General features: G+C 45.8%; 18 protein-coding genes. 14 read left to right on the forward strand and 4 right to left on the reverse strand.

Going from position 1 to position 17387, the window contains the following annotated elements; all coding sequences use genetic code 11:
• Window positions 1-6 precede the first annotated feature (6 nt).
• From ACKTR2_RS05595 to ACKTR2_RS05620, 6 genes are all read left to right on the forward strand, one after another.
• Window positions 7-786: a TatD family hydrolase gene (locus ACKTR2_RS05595; RefSeq protein WP_407883345.1), complete on the forward strand. Its 780-nt coding sequence runs from the start codon at window positions 7-9 to the stop codon at window positions 784-786.
• Window positions 786-1364: a ribonuclease M5 gene (gene rnmV / locus ACKTR2_RS05600; protein WP_407883347.1), complete on the forward strand. Its 579-nt coding sequence runs from the start codon at window positions 786-788 to the stop codon at window positions 1362-1364. The genes ACKTR2_RS05595 and rnmV overlap by 1 nt, the downstream gene beginning before the upstream one ends.
• The gene (gene rsmA / locus ACKTR2_RS05605; protein WP_407883349.1) at window positions 1354-2250 is read left to right on the forward strand and encodes a 16S rRNA (adenine(1518)-N(6)/adenine(1519)-N(6))-dimethyltransferase RsmA; all 897 of its coding nucleotides are present in this window, start codon (window positions 1354-1356) and stop codon (window positions 2248-2250) included. The genes rnmV and rsmA overlap by 11 nt, the downstream gene beginning before the upstream one ends.
• A gap of 458 nt (window positions 2251-2708) precedes the next feature.
• Window positions 2709-2948 carry a Veg family protein gene (locus tag ACKTR2_RS05610; RefSeq protein ID WP_407883351.1) on the forward strand — a complete coding sequence of 80 codons (240 nt, stop codon included), beginning with the start codon at window positions 2709-2711 and terminating at the stop codon, window positions 2946-2948.
• 80 nt (window positions 2949-3028) lie between these two features.
• The gene (ispE, locus tag ACKTR2_RS05615; RefSeq protein ID WP_407883461.1) at window positions 3029-3955 is read left to right on the forward strand and encodes a 4-(cytidine 5'-diphospho)-2-C-methyl-D-erythritol kinase; all 927 of its coding nucleotides are present in this window, start codon (window positions 3029-3031) and stop codon (window positions 3953-3955) included.
• A gap of 3 nt (window positions 3956-3958) precedes the next feature.
• Window positions 3959-4897 carry an alpha/beta hydrolase gene (locus ACKTR2_RS05620; protein WP_407883353.1) on the forward strand — a complete coding sequence of 313 codons (939 nt, stop codon included), beginning with the start codon at window positions 3959-3961 and terminating at the stop codon, window positions 4895-4897.
• Between the two features lie 79 nt (window positions 4898-4976).
• On the opposite strand, the gene abc-f is transcribed toward ACKTR2_RS05620, so the two are convergent.
• Complete coding sequence (abc-f, locus tag ACKTR2_RS05625) at window positions 4977-6467, reverse strand: ribosomal protection-like ABC-F family protein (protein WP_407883355.1); 1491 nt, start codon at window positions 6465-6467, stop codon at window positions 4977-4979.
• 617 nt (window positions 6468-7084) lie between these two features.
• Here abc-f and ACKTR2_RS05630 point away from each other — a divergent pair.
• The 7 genes from ACKTR2_RS05630 (at window position 7085) to ACKTR2_RS05660 (ending at window position 13491) form a co-directional block, all read left to right on the forward strand.
• Window positions 7085-7786, forward strand: coding sequence for a metal ABC transporter ATP-binding protein (locus ACKTR2_RS05630; protein ID WP_407883357.1), 702 nt, complete (start codon window positions 7085-7087; stop codon window positions 7784-7786).
• Complete coding sequence (locus ACKTR2_RS05635; protein WP_407883359.1) at window positions 7779-8576, forward strand: metal ABC transporter permease; 798 nt, start codon at window positions 7779-7781, stop codon at window positions 8574-8576. Before ACKTR2_RS05630 ends, ACKTR2_RS05635 begins: the two co-directional genes overlap by 8 nt.
• A 257-nt stretch (window positions 8577-8833) precedes the next feature.
• Window positions 8834-9670 carry a pur operon repressor gene (purR, locus tag ACKTR2_RS05640; protein ID WP_407883361.1) on the forward strand — a complete coding sequence of 279 codons (837 nt, stop codon included), beginning with the start codon at window positions 8834-8836 and terminating at the stop codon, window positions 9668-9670.
• Between the two features lie 14 nt (window positions 9671-9684).
• A complete protein-coding gene (gene glmU / locus ACKTR2_RS05645) occupies window positions 9685-11067 on the forward strand; it encodes a bifunctional UDP-N-acetylglucosamine diphosphorylase/glucosamine-1-phosphate N-acetyltransferase GlmU (RefSeq protein WP_407883363.1) in 1383 nt (460 codons plus the stop codon).
• A 94-nt stretch (window positions 11068-11161) separates the two neighbouring features.
• Window positions 11162-12148 (forward strand): ribose-phosphate diphosphokinase, encoded by a 987-nt coding sequence (locus ACKTR2_RS05650; RefSeq protein WP_407883364.1) that lies wholly within the window; start codon window positions 11162-11164, stop codon window positions 12146-12148.
• A gap of 210 nt (window positions 12149-12358) precedes the next feature.
• Entirely contained in the window at window positions 12359-13033 is a 675-nt protein-coding gene (locus tag ACKTR2_RS05655) for a hypothetical protein (protein ID WP_407883366.1), read from the forward strand.
• Between the two features lie 92 nt (window positions 13034-13125).
• A complete protein-coding gene (locus ACKTR2_RS05660; RefSeq protein ID WP_407883368.1) occupies window positions 13126-13491 on the forward strand; it encodes a DUF3899 domain-containing protein in 366 nt (121 codons plus the stop codon).
• A 188-nt stretch (window positions 13492-13679) separates the two neighbouring features.
• On the opposite strand, the gene yidA is transcribed toward ACKTR2_RS05660, so the two are convergent.
• From yidA to ACKTR2_RS05675, 3 genes are read right to left on the reverse strand one after another with little or no spacing between them, the layout of a single operon-like run.
• Complete coding sequence (gene yidA / locus ACKTR2_RS05665; protein WP_407883370.1) at window positions 13680-14492, reverse strand: sugar-phosphatase; 813 nt, start codon at window positions 14490-14492, stop codon at window positions 13680-13682.
• Between the two features lie 3 nt (window positions 14493-14495).
• Complete coding sequence (locus ACKTR2_RS05670) at window positions 14496-15857, reverse strand: HD domain-containing protein (protein WP_407883372.1); 1362 nt, start codon at window positions 15855-15857, stop codon at window positions 14496-14498.
• 29 nt (window positions 15858-15886) lie between these two features.
• Window positions 15887-16735, reverse strand: coding sequence for a lipoate--protein ligase family protein (locus ACKTR2_RS05675; protein WP_407883374.1), 849 nt, complete (start codon window positions 16733-16735; stop codon window positions 15887-15889).
• 196 nt (window positions 16736-16931) lie between these two features.
• Here ACKTR2_RS05675 and ACKTR2_RS05680 point away from each other — a divergent pair, with 196 nt between their 5' ends.
• Window positions 16932-17363: a DUF1934 domain-containing protein gene (locus ACKTR2_RS05680; RefSeq protein WP_407883376.1), complete on the forward strand. Its 432-nt coding sequence runs from the start codon at window positions 16932-16934 to the stop codon at window positions 17361-17363.
• The last annotated feature ends 24 nt before the right edge of the window (window positions 17364-17387 follow it).

Raw genomic sequence — 17387 nt, forward strand, 5'->3', positions numbered from 1 at the left:
GGATTTATGGAAATTTTTGATTCACATACCCATTTGAATGATGATGCGTTTTATGAGAATGCCGCTGAATTTAATCAGCATGCGAAAGCAGTTGGTGTGGAGCGGATGATGAATGTCGGTTCAGATGCCGTGCTGAATGAGCGCGGTATCGAGCTTGCTCATCGGTACGAGACCATGTGGGCAGCGGTGGGATGGCATCCAGAAATGGCCGATCAATACACGGACGCAGCAGAAGAAACGTTAATTGGGCAACTACAAGATGACCGTGTGAAAGCGTTAGGCGAGATTGGCCTTGATTACCATGTGGATCAGCTTGACCAACATATTGAGGATCAAAAACGGATTTTTGCGCGGCAAGTAGCGATTGCCAAAGAGCTTCAGTTACCGGTTATCATTCATAATCGAGATGCATTTGCAGACACGTATGCGATCTTAAAAGCGGCAGATATTCGTGATATTGGTGGAGTCATGCATAGTTTCAATGGCGATCCAGAATGGCTCAAACGCTTTTTAGATTTGGGCATGCACATTTCTTACTCAGGGGTGGCTAGTTTTAAGAATGCTCATGAAGTGCATGCATCCGTCAAAGTGACACCGCTTGATGTCATGATGGTTGAAACGGATGCGCCATACTTGACTCCGACGCCGCATCGCGGTGAACAAAATGAACCGGCGCGAATTGTCGATACAGTCAATGCAATTGCGAAATTACGTGACATTGAGCCACTAAGCGTTGCTGCAGCAACTTATGACAATGCCAATGACTTTTTTAGGATTGAAGATTGATGACGAAGTTAAAAGAAGTCCTTGTTGTTGAAGGTAAGGATGATACGAAACGAATTTTACAGGCGGTTGAAGCAGATACGTTTGAAACAAATGGATCAGCGCTAAGCCAAACAATGTTAGCTCAGTTAAAACAACTGCAAGCAACACGTGGCATTATTGTGATGACGGATCCAGACTTTAACGGTGAGCGTTTACGCAAGCTCATTAGTCGAGCGGTACCAGAAGCCAAACATGCATTTATCACGCGCAAACAGGGCGTACCAGAGAATGCTGGTGGTAGCTTGGGAATTGAACATGCTGATCCAGCAGTTATTCAAGCGGCTTTAGCACATGTTGCGACCGGCACTGATCACTTTGAAGCGGTTATTTTTCAAAGCGACCTGCTTGCTGCTCATTTAATTGGTGATCAAACTTCCCGACAGCGGCGCGAACGGTTGGGCGAGTTGCTTAACTTGGGATATGTAAATGGTAAGCAATTGTTAAAACGACTCCAGCTATTTCAAATTCCCCGTGCTGATTTTATCGAGGCGGTGGCACAACTTGATCAAGAACTAGAAGGGAATCAGCATGAGCGATAAACAAAAACGACCCGATATTGCGACACCGCTGCGAACGCGAGCGATCATGAATACCTATGGCATCGCGGTCAAAAAGAGTCTTGGACAAAATTTTTTATCGGACCCAAATATCTTAACCAATATCGTTGATGCAGCTGAGGTGACAGAATCAGACGATGTTATTGAAGTCGGACCAGGCATTGGCGCATTAACCGAGCAACTCGCACGACGGGCCAAACGTGTATTGGCGTTTGAATTAGACCAGCAATTACTGCCGGTGTTGGCTGATACGCTGGCGCCCTACCCGAATGTCACAATTGTGAACGCAGACATTCTAAAGGTTGACTTGGCTTCAGCGATTGCTGAGCATTTACCAGGTGCTACGTCGGTTAAGGTGGTAGCAAATTTGCCCTACTATATCACCACACCGATTCTGATGGGGCTCATGAATGCCGCAGTCGATTTTGCGTCAATTGTTGTCATGATGCAAAAAGAAGTCGCTGAACGGTTGAGCGCGGTACCAGGTACCAAAGCCTATGGTGCATTGACTTTGGCCGTGGATTATCGGATGCAAGCAAAATTAGCTTTTACCGTTTCCCGGACGGCCTTCATTCCTCAACCTAATGTTGATTCAGCGATCGTTAAGTTGACACCGCGTGCACCGTTAACCGAATTGCCGTTTGATGAGGCGGCTTTATTTCATTTGATTAAGGGATGTTTTGCTCACCGGCGCAAGAGTTTATGGAATAATTTGCAAAGCCTATTTGGCAAGGCACCAGCGACCAAAGCAGTTATGGCCGAGACGTTGGATGATTTAGCTTTAGAGCCAAGTATTAGAGCAGAACGACTGTCATTGGCGGGTTTTATTGCACTGACCAACAGATTACATGAGCGCGGTGTTTTTTAGGTTAGGGCGTCGGTTTCACTTGATCTGGCTCATGCTCTTGCTTAAACGCGCTTGCCAGACCTGAGTCCTGTGCCCAACCAACAACCACAACCGGGCAGAAAGCGCCCAATTGTGATTGTCCGTTGGTGCTCGGTCTCAAACCGGTCTGGCTCACGCTCTGGCATAAACGCGCTTGCCAGACCTGAGTCCTGTGCCCAACCAACAACCACAACCGGGCAGAAAGCGCCCAATTATGATTGTCCGTTGGTGCTCGGTCTCACCCGGTCTGGCTCACACTCTGGCATAAACGCGCTTGCCAGACCTGAGTCCTGTGCCCAACCAACAACCACAACCGGGCAGAAAGCGCCCAATTATGATTGTCCGTTGGTGCTCGGTCTCACCCGGTCTGGCTCACGCTCTGATACAATTGTAATTTTTGCTTGACCATGCTATACTATTATGCATGTGAGGTGAATTGCATGCCAGCAACATTACAAAGTATCAAGTCTAAGTTGGACGCCAAATTAGGCCAAAAGCTGATGGTCGTCGCTCAGGCTGGTCGCAAAAAGGTGACTAAGCGTCGCGGCACTCTGCGGGAAACGTATCCGGCTGTTTTTGTGGTTGACCTCGATCAGGAGGAGAACTCATTTGAACGAGTCTCTTACAGTTACACAGATGTGTTAACTAAAAATATTGAAATCGCTTTTGATGAACAGTAATCATCACGGCGAACTCACGCATGAAGCACTTTCCCTAGTGGAAGGTGTTTTTTGTTTGGGGTAAAATAGAAAAAATAACAATTCGGTTAACTGGGGGTGACACCACGGAGATTTTGGAAAAGGCGCCTGCCAAACTTAACTTATTACTCGATACGCCGTTTCATCACGCGGATGGTAGTGAAGAGTGGGATATGGTCCTCACTTCGGTTGACCTAGCAGATTTAGTGACGATTAAGACTTTAGGTCGCAATGGACGAATTAAGGTCATGACGGATACTGGTTTTTTGCCCAATGATCGGCGAAATTTAGCCTATCAAGCTGCGGCGTTACTCGCCAATACTTATCACCGTAAAGAAGCAGTGAATATCACGATTGAAAAGCATATTCCCGTTGCTGCGGGAATGGGTGGCGGTTCTGCTGATGCAGCCGCAGTGTTAAGAGGGCTTAATCGATTGTGGTCGTTGAATTTAACGCCGGCGCAATTGTGCGAACTAGGCCTGAAAATTGATGCGGACGTTCCGTATTGTGTCTGGAGCCAGACCGCCCACGTAACAGGGCGTGGTGAACAAGTAGAACCCTTACCCGAACTACCGCCGATGTGGTTAGTAATTGCCAAGCCACAAACGAGTGTTTCAACGCCTTCAATTTTGCGCCAAATTAATTATGGTCGGTTGGAACATGCGTCTACGCCGCATTTACTGGCTGCTATTCATGCCAGTGACTATGATGGCATTTGTCAGGCGACCGCGAATGTTTTAACGCCGATCACGGCGCGGCGGTATCCCGTGGTTCAACGGCTCAAGACGCAAATGTTGCGTTTTGGTGCTGATGCGGCAGAAATGACTGGCACCGGCCCAACTGTCTATGGGATTTGTCGCAAACGATCCCGGGCGCAACGGGTGGCTAACGGATTGGCTGGTTTCTGTCGCGAGGTTTATGTGGTACGGCCAGTACGATTGGGCGCAGCAGTGCAATTAAGTGAGGCACCTTGTTCAACGGAGGATTAACAGGTGAATAAAGTCAGACAATTAGTCAAACGAACCGCGTTGGTCGGTCTTGGTAGTTATGCCACTTTAGTGGGCGCTGGCTATGGGGTCTACTACTTGGCAATGAATTGGTCAAGTAAGCAAAAGCGAGCCGGAATTAGTGCTTCTTTGAAAGAAAATACGCCTGATGAGAATCAGTGGTATCAAAATCAACAACGACAAGCATGGTCCATTGAGACTCCTGATGGATTAACTTTACGCGCAACATTTATTGCTGGTTACCAACCATCCTACGGCGTTGTTATTTTAGCGCATGGCTTACACCATGCCCGTGAACAGATGATTCCTTGGGCCAAATTGATGATCGAGCAAGGTTTCAGCGTGCTGATGCCAGATGCGCGAGCACATGGACGCAGCGACGGAAACGTGATTGGTTATGGTTGGTTAGATCGAAAAGATTATCAGCAATGGATTAATACTGTGGTTGAGCGTTGTGGGTTAACTGTGCAAATTGTGCTGCTTGGAATTAGCATGGGAGCGACGACGGTCATGGCTGCAGGCGGTCAGGCCTTACCTAAAAATGTCAAAGGAATCATTGAGGATAGTGGTTACCGATCAGTTTTTCAAGAAGGCAAATTTCGACTTTGGCACAAATATCACGTGCCCAGCACGGCCTTAATGCCGATTGCCAATTCGTTTGCCAAGCATCTAGCCGGTTACGCATTTCGCGAAGGGGATATTTTGGCTCAAGTCCGTCAAAATCACTTGCCTATTTTGATGATTCATGGTGGTGAAGATCAGACTGTCCCGGTGCAGGACGCCTATGCGTTATATGACGCGGCCAATGTCCCCAAACAACTGATGATTGATAGACAAGCGCCACATATTCGAGCCATTCGCACCCATCCGGACCGTTACCGACGAACGGTGCTCGCTTTTTTGCGGCGATCGCTGATTCATTAAATCAAAATTAGGTATAAAAAATAGCGAGGCCGTGAATGACTGTCTATATTTGAACAGTCATTCACGGCCTCGCTTTGGCCTATTTAATCGAGTGATTCGAGGTGTCTGGTTCAATGATGGATAATTCATGACGGAATTCATCTAGTAGTGTCTGGTTGGCGGTCGGTTTGGATTTCACGGTTTGATCAGCAACGGGTTGAACGGTGAGCCCCTCAGCAGATAGTTTATATTTACGAGTGGCGACATGCTCAACAAATTCATAATCGTGTGAAACAAACAAAATAGTGCCCGGATAATTAGCTAGAAAATTTTCTAAGGCGGTTAAGGTGGGCAAATCTAAAAAGTTGGTGGGCTCGTCCAATAAAAGGACATTTGCATCACTCAGGAGCACGGTCACTAAGGCGAGTTTGACCCGTTGGCCGCCACTCAACTGCCCGGCTCGTTGATTCAGCTGACTTGTGGTGAAGCCAAACTGGGCTAAAACGGTTTGACAAGTCACCCGAGGTTGTTCACTATTAGCAACCGCATTTGTCCAAACTGATTTTGTTAAGTTAAGACGACTCATGTTTTGCGCAAAATGACCAAACTTAACCGCTGGATTGACAGTAATTCCGCGCTTATTGTTCGTTAAAATTGAGCGTAACAGCGTGGTTTTGCCAATTTGATTAGGTCCGACAATGCCAACGTGTTCGCCAGTTTTAACCGTCAGATTTAGGTCTGCGCTTAACTGGTGTTTAGCGGCAGACAATGTAAAGTGCTCAAGCGTAAGCGGTGTGTGACGCCCTAATGACGCAAATTGCTGGACATGTAAGGTTACAGTCGGCGTGTGTTTCGGTTTTTGAACCGGCTCAAGCTGGGCCCGTTTTTGCAAACGACTAGCCGTCTTGCTGAGTTTACCTTGATTATTTCTCAAAACTGACTTTAAATTTTTGAGTTCATTTTTGCTGTGCTGATGGCGATTTGGTTTCACAACATGGGCGGCTTTTTGTTCGCGCCGTTGGGCCGCCTCAGCGAGGCGCCGCTGCTTTCGCTGTTGCACTTGGTAGGTTGCTTGTTGATGTTGACGTTGAGCCATCTGAGTAGTTTGAAAGGCGTCATAGTTCCCAGAAAAGCTCGTTAGCTGTTGATCAGCGACTGACCAAGTCGTAGTCGTGATGGCATTTAATAGATGCCGATCATGGGAAATGATGAGCAGCGTCCCAGAATAACGGGCCAGATGAGTGATAAGCCATTGCTGATTAGTTTGGTCTAAGTTGGCAGATGGTTCATCTAGGGCTAAGAAGGCCGGTTGCTCGCGGAAGGCGGCAATTAATGCCTGTTTGACTTGCTCGCCGCCACTCTGTGCTGAAATTTCATGTAGCTGTGTCACGATCGTTGGTGTAACGCGGCGATCGACATGACCAGCACGGGGAACCAAGGTGCCAGTAAGGACTTCGAGTAGTGTAGTTTTACCGACACCGTTAGCGCCAATTAAACCAATGCGATCACCAGGGTTAATGACTAATTGGTCGATATTTAATAGCTTTCGTTGACGGGAAATTTGTAACTTGGTTGCTTGTAGAATGAACATTAAATCAACTCCTTTAATGATAAACAAGGGTTGATCGAAGTCTATGAAAAAAAGGGTACACAAAAGGACATCCCCACGCTAAAGCATCGATCACCCCAAAAAAACAAACGTGAACATCATCATAGATTCGAATGACTGTCTACCCGATTTTCTGATGTTTGTTTTTTTATGACGACAGGCTTAATGGCGCATTGGCGGACGTCCTCCTCTTTTTAACTAAAATTATTGGCTCAACTGTAACGTGAAAGCTAAAGGCCGTCAATCTTTTTTAAAATCAGAGCGTGAGTCAGACATGTGAACTTCTAGAGATCATCGCTTTATGGCGAGGATTTGTTTAGACTTTTACATTGTCGTACACTGGCGATCATCCCACGCTGCCCTTATCGCAAGCACTTTGCGCTAACGCTAACGACACTGGTTAAAGGCGAAGCTTTAGTTAGTTGACGATTGATGAGGGATCGAAATGGAATGCAATTAATTTCTTAATTGCATTCACGCATCAGATTCGCTACACTATTAAACTGTAATCATTACTTTTTAAAATCAAATGTTAGTCCGTTATTCGATAAATTTTTGATCATGACGGCTAACTAAAGAGAGGCGATTGAGTGACATCGATGGAAAACAAAGCTGCGTCACTGCTATCTGTTAAGGATTTAGCGATGACGTTTCCTAACAAGGCTGTTTTTAAGAATTTGTCGTTTACGCTCCATCAGGGAGAATTTCTGAGTATTTTAGGTGAAAACGGCGTCGGGAAGACAACTCTGATTCGAATTTTATTGCATCAATTACGGCAAACGAGTGGCTCCGTGATGTGGCATCCTAACCGGGCAAACGTGACGATTGGTTATGTGCCACAATTTCGAAATATCGATACGGAATATCCGCTAACGGTTCGCGATTTTGTTGGTTTAGCGTTGGACCATAACTGGCGGCCTTGGTGGCGTCATGCGGAGAAACAGCGGATAAACGAGACGATCGTCACCACCGATTTAACGCGAATTGCGCGGACGCCACTAGGAAAAGTTTCTGGGGGAGAACTGCAAAAGGCCTATCTAGCTCAAGCTTTGATTCGGAAACCGCAATTGCTGATTTTAGATGAATCAACAGCTAGTTTAGATAACAACATGAAGTATGAATTGCTGAATCTCGTGAAGCGTTATCAGCAAGAAAACCAGGCGGCAGTGCTATTTGTTACCCATGATATTCCGTTAACAAAGGCCTTTTCGTCGCATTACTTGCTTATGCAAGCAGGTGGGTATCAACTTGGTCATGTGGCCGATTTGAAGGAATCAGTATTGGAGGCCGCACATGCTTAACTATCCTTTTATGCAAAATGCTTTTGCTGCCGGAACACTGATTGCATTGGTGAGTGGGCTGGTTGGGGTCTTTGTTGTGGCCCGCAACATGTCATTTCTGACCCATACGTTATCGGAAATTGGGTTTGCTGGGGCGGCATTTGGCTTGTTTATTGGCTGGACCCCATTGGCTGGAATGCTGTTGTTCACAACAGTGAGCTCTGTGGCGGTCGGTCAATTGAGTGAGAAAGCCTCCCGGCGAGAAGCCTCGATCACGTCTATTTCCGCGTTAGCCATTGGGCTGGGAATTTTATTTCTGGCGTTGTCAAATCAAAATGCCAGCTCGGCAACTAACATCTTATTTGGGTCAGTAATCGGAATCAGCCGCGCTTCAGTCGTACAAGTGGCCGTCTTGGCGATCGTTGTAATGATCGTGATCTTGGCCGTTTATCGTTCGCTTAAATTTGATTCGTTTGACGCAATCGGGGCTCGGGTAGCGGGCGTGCATGGAACGCTGCTGTCGATTATTTTCTTGGTTGCATTGGCCTTTTCCGTTAGTGTCGCCGCACAGATTGTGGGTTCACTGCTAATTTTTATTCTATTGACGCTTCCCGCCGCGGCTGCTAAGTATTTTGTTCACGGTGTTGGTACGATGATTGGCCTGTCCATGATTTTTGCGCTCATTGGTGTCTGGTTAGGGTTGGCTTTGAGTTACTGGACGAATTGGCCGGTGTCATTTTTTATCGCGACGATTGAGGTGGTTATCTACTTTATTGGGTTAGGCGTCAATCGACTAGCCACCCACGATTAATATCGTTTTCTTATCAGAAACTGTCTTCTCGTTACGGAGAGGATGGTTTTTTTAGGTGGTCTTAAATCAACTACTTGGAAATTTATGGGCGGTTTGCTTCAGAAAAGAGTTTGGAGAGCCCAACCGCTAGACATGCTCAGCCAGTCGTTCTTTATGCAAATTTTATCAAGAACAAAGCCGAACATTGTGCTATTATTAACCAGGGAAAGAACGCTTTTTGTTCGCATAAAATTAGAACGAGGATGAGGTAATTTAACGTGAAAGTTAGACGATCAGATCGCTTAATCGATATGACCCGGTATTTACTGGAACGACCGCGCACTTTGGTGTCGCTGTCTTTTTTTGCTGAACGCTATGAGTCGGCAAAATCCTCCATTAGCGAGGATCTCACCATTTTAAAACGGACCTTTCAAGAACGTGGGACTGGTTTGTTAGAAACCTTGCCAGGTGCCGCCGGTGGTGCACGATTTATTCCCTATATTTTGAAAGAAGATGCTGAAGCTTATATTAACGCTTTATGCAAACAGGTGTCTGATTCGCATCGGGTAATGCCAGGAGGTTACGTCTACCTGTCTGACTTATTGGGCCAACCGGAAGTGTTACGACAAATCGGTCGTCTAATTGCGACGCAGTATATGAACCAAACCATTGATTTAGTTTTGACCGTCTCTGTAAAAGGTATTCCGATTGCCCAGGCTGTCGCCGAACAGTTAAATGTGCCATTTGTGATTGCCCGCCAAGATGGCGCAATTACCGATGGTGCTACGGTTAGTGTCAACTATGTTTCAGGTTCATCAACGGCAATTGAAAAAATGCAAATTGCCAAACGAGCGCTGCCTGCTGGTTCTCGGGTATTGATTGTCGATGATTTTGTTAAAGGTGGTGGCACGATTTCTGGGTTAGCTAGTTTGGTACGTGAACTGGATAGTGAAGTGGCCGGTATTACGGTCTTTGGCGAAGGTCGTTTTAATGGTGATCGTAAGTCAGAGACATTTACCTCGTTACTGCATGTGGAAACTTTGCAAAGTGAATCAGAACCAATTAAAGCCACCCCGGGGAATTATCTAACGCGGGTCTTTGGCAATGAACGTTAATTAAAGGAGTTAGCATGAGTTCTCGGAATACAATTATTTTAGCAGCAGGTAAAGGCACACGGATGAAGTCCAAGTTATACAAAGTTCTGCATCGGGTAGCCGGTAAAACAATGGTTGATCATGTCTTGACTCAGGTTGAGCAAACCAACATGGATGAAATTGTGACGGTGGTCGGTTTTGGCGCAGAAGATGTGCAACATGAGTTGGGAGATCGTACCAAATACGTCTTGCAGGAGCAGCAACTAGGGACTGGTGACGCCGTTTTAAAGACTGAAGACATTCTTGGTGATGCAGATGGTATGACCTTGATTGTAAGTGGGGATACCCCTTTATTTAGAGCTGCAACGTTGCAAAAGCTATTTGATTATCATGAAGCTAAGGGTGATGTTGGCACAGTATTGACTTCCATCGCACCTGATCCAGCCGGTTACGGACGGATTATTCGTAACGATATTGGTTTGGTGGAAAAAATTGTGGAACAAAAGGATGCTACTGTTGAAGAGGCGGCTGTTGATGAAATCAATACAGGAGTTTACGTCTTTGACAATCAAGCGTTATTTAAAGCCTTGCATCAAGTCACCAATCACAATGCGCAAGGCGAGTATTATTTAACGGATGTGATTGGGATCTTGAAACAGGCGGGTCAACGAGTCGGCGCTTATCGGATGAGCGATTTTAGCGAGTCGATGGGCGTTAATGATCGTCAGGCACTAGCTGAGGCGACGAAGGTCATGCGCAAACGGATCAATGATGCACATATGGCTAACGGTGTGACCTTCATTGACCCGGAACATACTTATGTAGATATTGATGTCAAAATTGGTGCGGATACGATTATTGAACCAAATGTCCAATTAAAGGGACACACCGAGGTTGGTGAAGATTGTTTCATTGGTGCCAATTCTGAGATTCGCAATGGTCGGATTCATGATCACGTCACGGTGACTTCTTCTTTGATTGAAGATAGCGAAATGGAATCCGGTTCGAACATTGGTCCGATGAGCCATCTTCGTCCGCAAGCGCATATTGGTCATGATGTTCACTTGGGTAATTTTGTGGAAATTAAAAAGGCCAATATTGGTGATCGTACGAAGGTGGGCCACCTAACTTATGTTGGCGATGCTACTTTAGGAACGGACATCAACGTTGGCTGTGGTGTGGTCTTTGTCAATTACGACGGGGTTGCTAAACACGAAACAATCGTCGGTGATCACACGTTTATTGGTAGTAATTCGAACCTAGTTGCCCCCTTGCAAGTGGCGGATCATTCGTTTATTGCGGCTGGTTCCACAATCACCAAAGACGTGGCTTTCCATGATATGGCGATTGCTCGGGCCCGGCAAACAAATAAACCAGATTACTGGGATCGCTTACCTCACAAGCCAGAAGATGCTTAATCAAATCCGGACAGTAGATGCTTGCGTCTAGGCAAGTTAATAGGTACGATTAGAACGAAAAAGACTGTGATCACATCATCCGCGTGGAGGAAACATGGCAACTCAATACTTTGACCCAAAGCTAAAAATCTTTGCTCTAAACTCAAACCGGCCGTTGGCGGAGAAAATTGCTGAAGAAGTTGGTGTTGAATTAGGCAAAACGTCCGTCGATCGATTTAGCGATGGCGAAATTCGCATCAACATTGAAGAAAGCGTCCGTGGCGACAATGTTTACTTGATTCAATCAACATCAGCACCGGTTAACGATAATTTGATGGAATTATTGATTATGATCGACGCTTTGCGCCGGGCTAGTGCGAATACAATTAACTTGGTTGTCCCTTATTATGGTTACGCGCGCCAAGATCGAAAAGCGCGTTCGCGTGAACCAATTACTGCCAAATTGGTTGCGGACATGTTTGAAAAAGCTGGCGCAACTCGACTTTTGGCGCTTGATTTACATGCCGCCCAGATTCAAGGCTTTTTCGACATTCCAGTGGATCACATGATGGCCGCACCATTGTTGGCAGATTATTTCATCACGAACCATATTGCTGAAAATGCTGTCGTTGTTTCACCTGATCACGGTGGAGTGACGCGGGCCCGGGCCTTAGCCGAGTTTTTGAAAGCGCCAATTGCGATTATTGATAAGCGGCGTCCTAAGGCAAATGTGGCTGAGATCATGAATATTATTGGTGATGTTAAGGGTAAAAAATGTATCATGATTGATGATATGATTGACACGGCTGGCACGATCACATTAGGTGCGCGGGCTCTGATGGAGGCCGGCGCTGAGGAAGTGTACGCTTGTTGTTCTCATGCGGTACTTTCAGGACCAGCCGTCGATCGACTGAAAGAATCACCATTTAAACAAGTCGTTGTCACCGACTCGATTAACTTACCGGCTGAAAAGCAATTTGATAAACTCGTCAAGGTTTCCATTGCACCGTTAGTCGGGGATGCCATCAAACGCATTAATGAAAACAAACCAGTTAGTCCATTATTTAAGACGCGTTTCCACCGTGATGGTCGCTCGCATTAGTGAACAAATCCAACTGATAGTTACTTTAACAGTCCCATATGATGCCGCCATAATTTGGCAATCATATGGGACTGTTTGTATAAAATCAAAGTTAAGATTTTCTAACGTGTTGTAATGTGATAGACATGTTTACGTAATATTTGTCATTGAATGGTATACTAAGATCAGTGAGAGGGCTTCAAGTTAGTCAAGCCACTGGGGGTATGAAAGATGAAACATCTATTGCTTAAACAAGTGATCGTTAGCAGTTTAATTGTCATCAGTACGGCGGGTCTAGCGGCTTGCAGCACTAATACTGACGCGATCCAGACAAGTACAACGGCACAAGCAGAGATTAGTAAGACAAGTAAGACATTACAAACGAGTCAGCAAAAGCCTCGCTCAGTTGCGACATCTGCCACGAATTCATCTTCTATGGCAACAGCAACCAGTGTGGCTAATGATGGGTCCGTGAACACCAGCACTACGGGGGCTGGTTCAAGTCAGAATGTTTCTAAAGTAGCTTCTAAAATTAATTCTACTGCACAAATAGGCTCAACCTCTGTCGCGGCGAATGTTGCTCAACAAGGCAGCGCTAACAGTTCCGTCGTAGCCAGGCAGGCGCCGTCATCAGCTGTGGCTCAGTCGCAGTCAGGTCAGACGAGTGCGACAGCAACACAGACGTCATCAGTTAACCAAACGACAATTTTAAATGCATTTCGTCAACAGATGGGCTTTGTAGAAACGGATGGCAGTCGGCAGTATCAAGTGTCAGATTTGGGTCATCAACAATATCAAATTGATGTTCGCTCCCAAGCACCGGATCCGGCGGTTAGCAACTTGACGGGAATTTATCGATATGATGCCAATACGCAGCAAGTCACCAATTTATTGACGACGCCGTAGTCAGTACTGCCCGTTACTAATTTTAAAAAGACTTTTATACCGCAAGTAATTGCGGTATTTTTGTATCATGATAAAAGATTGGGGGAGCTGAAATGAAACCAAAAAACACACCCATCGGTTGGTCCTTAGGTGGACTGGGGCTATTTTTGGTGGCTGGGGTGGTCGCTTGGATAAGCCATGTTCCTTTGATTAAGATTTCCGACGCGTATTTTATGATTGGTTTATTTTTGATTGTCATCGGTGCGGTGATGCAGTTATCTCATGCCCATTTATTTACGGGATTTCGTCGGCGTCGAAAAACATATAAAGAAAAGCAGGATCAACAAGCAGATGACCGCGTTAATCAAAAGGATATCGCCTTGAAAAAGAATGAACCGTTGCGTGTTTCAGCTTGGAACGGTTGGTTATGGATTAGCGGACTGATTTTGATTGGCCTAGCCGTTATTTTAACCTTGTAGGCTAGCGTAAATGGCGATTAAAAAGTTAAGAACTTAAGCTAGACAGCTACTGTGGAGAAAATAGCGGTTAAATGAAAATATCTGGGTCGATTAAAAGACCACGATTCGCAATGTTTAGTGTAAAACATTGCGAATCGTGGTCTTTTTAGTGGGAAGTAGTCAAATTGAAGATTGGTTTGGTGTAACCATTAATGGTTTAGCGCGTATTTTTGAATGGCGACAGCAACGCCGTCTTCACGATTGGTCAAAGTGACAGCTTGAGCAGCTGCTTTTAATTCGGGGATAGCGTTACCCATGGCGATGCCTAACCCAGCGGCTTGAATCATGGATAAGTCATTGCCTTGATCACCGAGGGCCATGACTTCGGCCATGGTTAAACCAAGATCACTAGCCAGCCCAGTAATGGCGTTACCTTTCGAAGCAGCCTGATTCATCGCCTCAAGAAAATAAGGTTCACTGCGAACAAAGTAAAATTGTTGTTTGGCTTCAGCTGGTAACGCCTGATAAGCGGCTTCAACCAGCTTTGGATCATCGATAAACATCGCTTTTGACAGTGTCAGATCCGTGGGCATTTCGTCGACTGCACGATAGCGAATGGGCATGTTGACCAAATAAGCTTCGCCAATGGTGTAAGGGCTAATATCTCTGTTCGCTGTGTAAATAGCTTGGTCTGTTTCGACGTGAAAGTGGGTGCCTAAGGTGTGACTTAAATTTTCTAATTGACGGTATTGTTGATAATCCAGCGTATGGTGAACCAAAATGCGACCACTGATAGTTTGAGCAAGCGCGCCGTTAAAGGTAATGACATATTGATCATCACCAGATAAACCAAGCTGCTTCAAATAATTTGCAACACCAGTTAGCGGTCGTCCTGTACACAGGACAACTTTAATATTGGCATCGCGCGCAGCTTGAACTGCTGAAATAGTGGCTGGATTCAGGTCACCATTTTCATTGAGTAGCGTGCCGTCAATGTCGATTGCAATTAATTTAATGGTCATGGGTTAGACTCCTTGTGGGTGAATCAATTGATCGTTTTTGATATAGGTCTGAAATTCTTGGTAGATAGGATTAAAAAGATCACTTTCAGCATGTTGGCTGAGCATTTCTCGTGGGAAAAAGAACCGCTGATCCCCCGATTCACGACCGGTAATGGCTGCCACCAAAGTGCTGAGAGCGGACAGCTCAATCGTTGAACCATCCGCTTTCATCAGTTGAATCTCAGCGGCGGGCTTGCGGGAGTGATGTGGGTTTGCATTATATGGTAGGTCATAGCTATCGTTAGTGGCCGTGTAATAGGTGATATTGTAGCCGACCGTTTCAATTTGATCGCGTAAAATGGGCAACAAATCTGTCGTATCACTATCATATTCAACGGATTTTAACGGCTTGCGATTTAAAAAGCGGCGAGCGAGATCGCGTAAAATATCGTCATCACTATCGGCCCAGTGCAGAAAATAAGTGTTTAAGACGCCGTCGTCAAGCTTTAAATAGTCAACTAACGTCCAATCATGGTTGAAGAAAGGTTCCAGTAATAGTGGACGAAAGCCTTCTTGACGAATTGGTTGATTGTCATACAAATCTTTGGCGCGTAAAAGTAAGTGATCCAAAATGACTTCCATGGCGCGGGACACTGGGTGAAAGTAGACTTGTTGATACATTTGAAAGCGGCTTAAAATATAGTCTTCGACAGCATGCATTCCGTCAATGGTGAAGGCGATGCCGCCTTGATAAGGGCGCATAACGCGTAACACTCTAGCTAGATCAAAGCGGCCATAATCAGCACCGGTAAAGTAAGCATCACGCAATAAGTAGTCCATTCGATCGGCATCCAATTGACTCGAGATAATTTGGACTACTTGTGGATTTGGATAGGTGTGCTGAATTACACTGGCCACTTGTGCGGGAAATTCTGGACTAACTTGGCGCAGCACTGCATTGACTTCAGTACTGGGAGACGTCAAAATTTGCGCGGTGACTGCTTCATGATTCGTGTGGAAGATGTGTTCAAACGTGTGTGAGTAAGCACCATGACCAATATCATGAAGTAATGCAGCGCACAGTGTCACTAAACGTTCATCGTCATTCCACAGCCCGTCTCCGGCTGCTTGGCTTGGGTAGTCATTTTTGAAGTTATCACAGATACGGCGCGCAATTTCGTAGACGCCTAGTGAGTGACCAAAGCGGCTATGCTCAGCGCCGTGAAACACCTCTTCGGTCACACCGAGCTGTTTAACGCGCCGTAGTCGTTGAAACTCCTTTGTGTTAATCAGGTCCAAAATGACCTGATGCGATACAGCAATGTAGTTATGAACGGGATCGCGAAAGACTTTTTCACGAGGCAGTAATTGACTTTGATAGTCCATGCATTCTCCTTGAAACAACTGAATTTGGGTTAGTGTGATGTCTGATCGGGCTGGTTAAATGTCGGTTGATGTTGCAGTAAGCGTTTGGTTTCAAAGTCAATTTGAGCACCAAATTCTGGTTCTGTCATCAAATCGGCTAAGTGTTGTTTAGCTAACTGTGTGCCGCTTAGCTGAGCGGCTTTGACAAAGCGCGCCTGGGCTTCTTCAATGGTCAAAGATTGAGGTAACAAATCGCCGACGTTCATCATCGTGGCGGGATCGACATCTGGGAAATCCCATTTATTTTCTTCGTGTCCGAGCCCGACGGTGTAGAAATCGTGAATGAGTTGGGCGCGTGCATTTTGGTTGCCATTGACGCTGAGGTATAACATGATCACAGTGCCACCGTTGCGGCGACGTTGCGACATGCCGGCAATCTTGTGACCGTTGACACTTAGATCGTAGGTGCCCGGACAATAAGAACGCGGAATTTCTCCCGCCTCAATGGGAAGTTCAGGAAATGCCCGATCGACGAGTAATTTCATTTGATCGTAGGCTTCGTTGACCCCCATTTTGAGCAAACTTGGCGGAAAGAAAAGGCTGACGTTTAAAACGCCGGGATCCGAAACCACCGCCAGACCACCAGAGTTGCGCACAAAGCCGACATAATCATGTTCCCCTAAAATCGGATAAGCTTGTTCAAGATGAGGAAGGTCCGCATCTCGTAAGCCCATAATGACATTGTTGTCGAGCATCCAAAAATGTAACAAGGGTTGGGATTCGTGTTCAATTAAACTTAGCAACGCATTCATGTTGGCAAATGTGGCTAAGCCCTCAGTCTTGGTGAAATGTTGTGACAGGAGCATAGTCGTTTGAGCGAGGCTTAGAGCATCGGTCATTAAAAACACCTGATTTCTCATAAGGATTAAGGATGATAGCGTTTTTATCACTGCGACTATTATACCCAAACAAGGCCAAGTCTGCACGGTTACCATGGCTGACGGTTTGGTTGGAACATCATCTGAGCGAATTGATTAATATTAAGGTATAATTTAAAGCTAGAGTTAAATGGTTAGCAGAAAGTGGGGGGTCAAGGTGGCACAGCAGTTTGAACAAACGGTCACAGTTTATTTGCAAACAAATATCACGCAGGCTGGTGAAACGGAACAGTTCGATTTCACCTTGCCCGGCCGGCTGATTATGGTCAACGACATGCTTTACTTACGCTATGTGGAGGATGATAATGGGACGCCGACACCAGTGACGTTTAAGCTGACTAGTTCAGAAGACATTACGCTAACGCGCAGCGGCGACAATGGTTTGCGGTTACATTTCCTAGATGGTCAAGCAGTGACGACCAGTTATCGAACACCATACGGCACAATGTCCATTGAGGTAGCTACGGCTCAATTAAACGTGCGGCTTAATGATGACCTAAGTGCTGGCCGCATCGCAGTCGATTATGAATTAATGGCTGGGAAAAGCTTGATTGGTGATTATCAAATTAGATTGCAATTTGCTGTATAAGACATTATGATAAGATGTACACTC

This window comes from Furfurilactobacillus curtus (assembly GCF_045862785.1).
Classification (GTDB): Bacteria; Bacillota; Bacilli; order Lactobacillales; family Lactobacillaceae; genus Furfurilactobacillus; species Furfurilactobacillus curtus.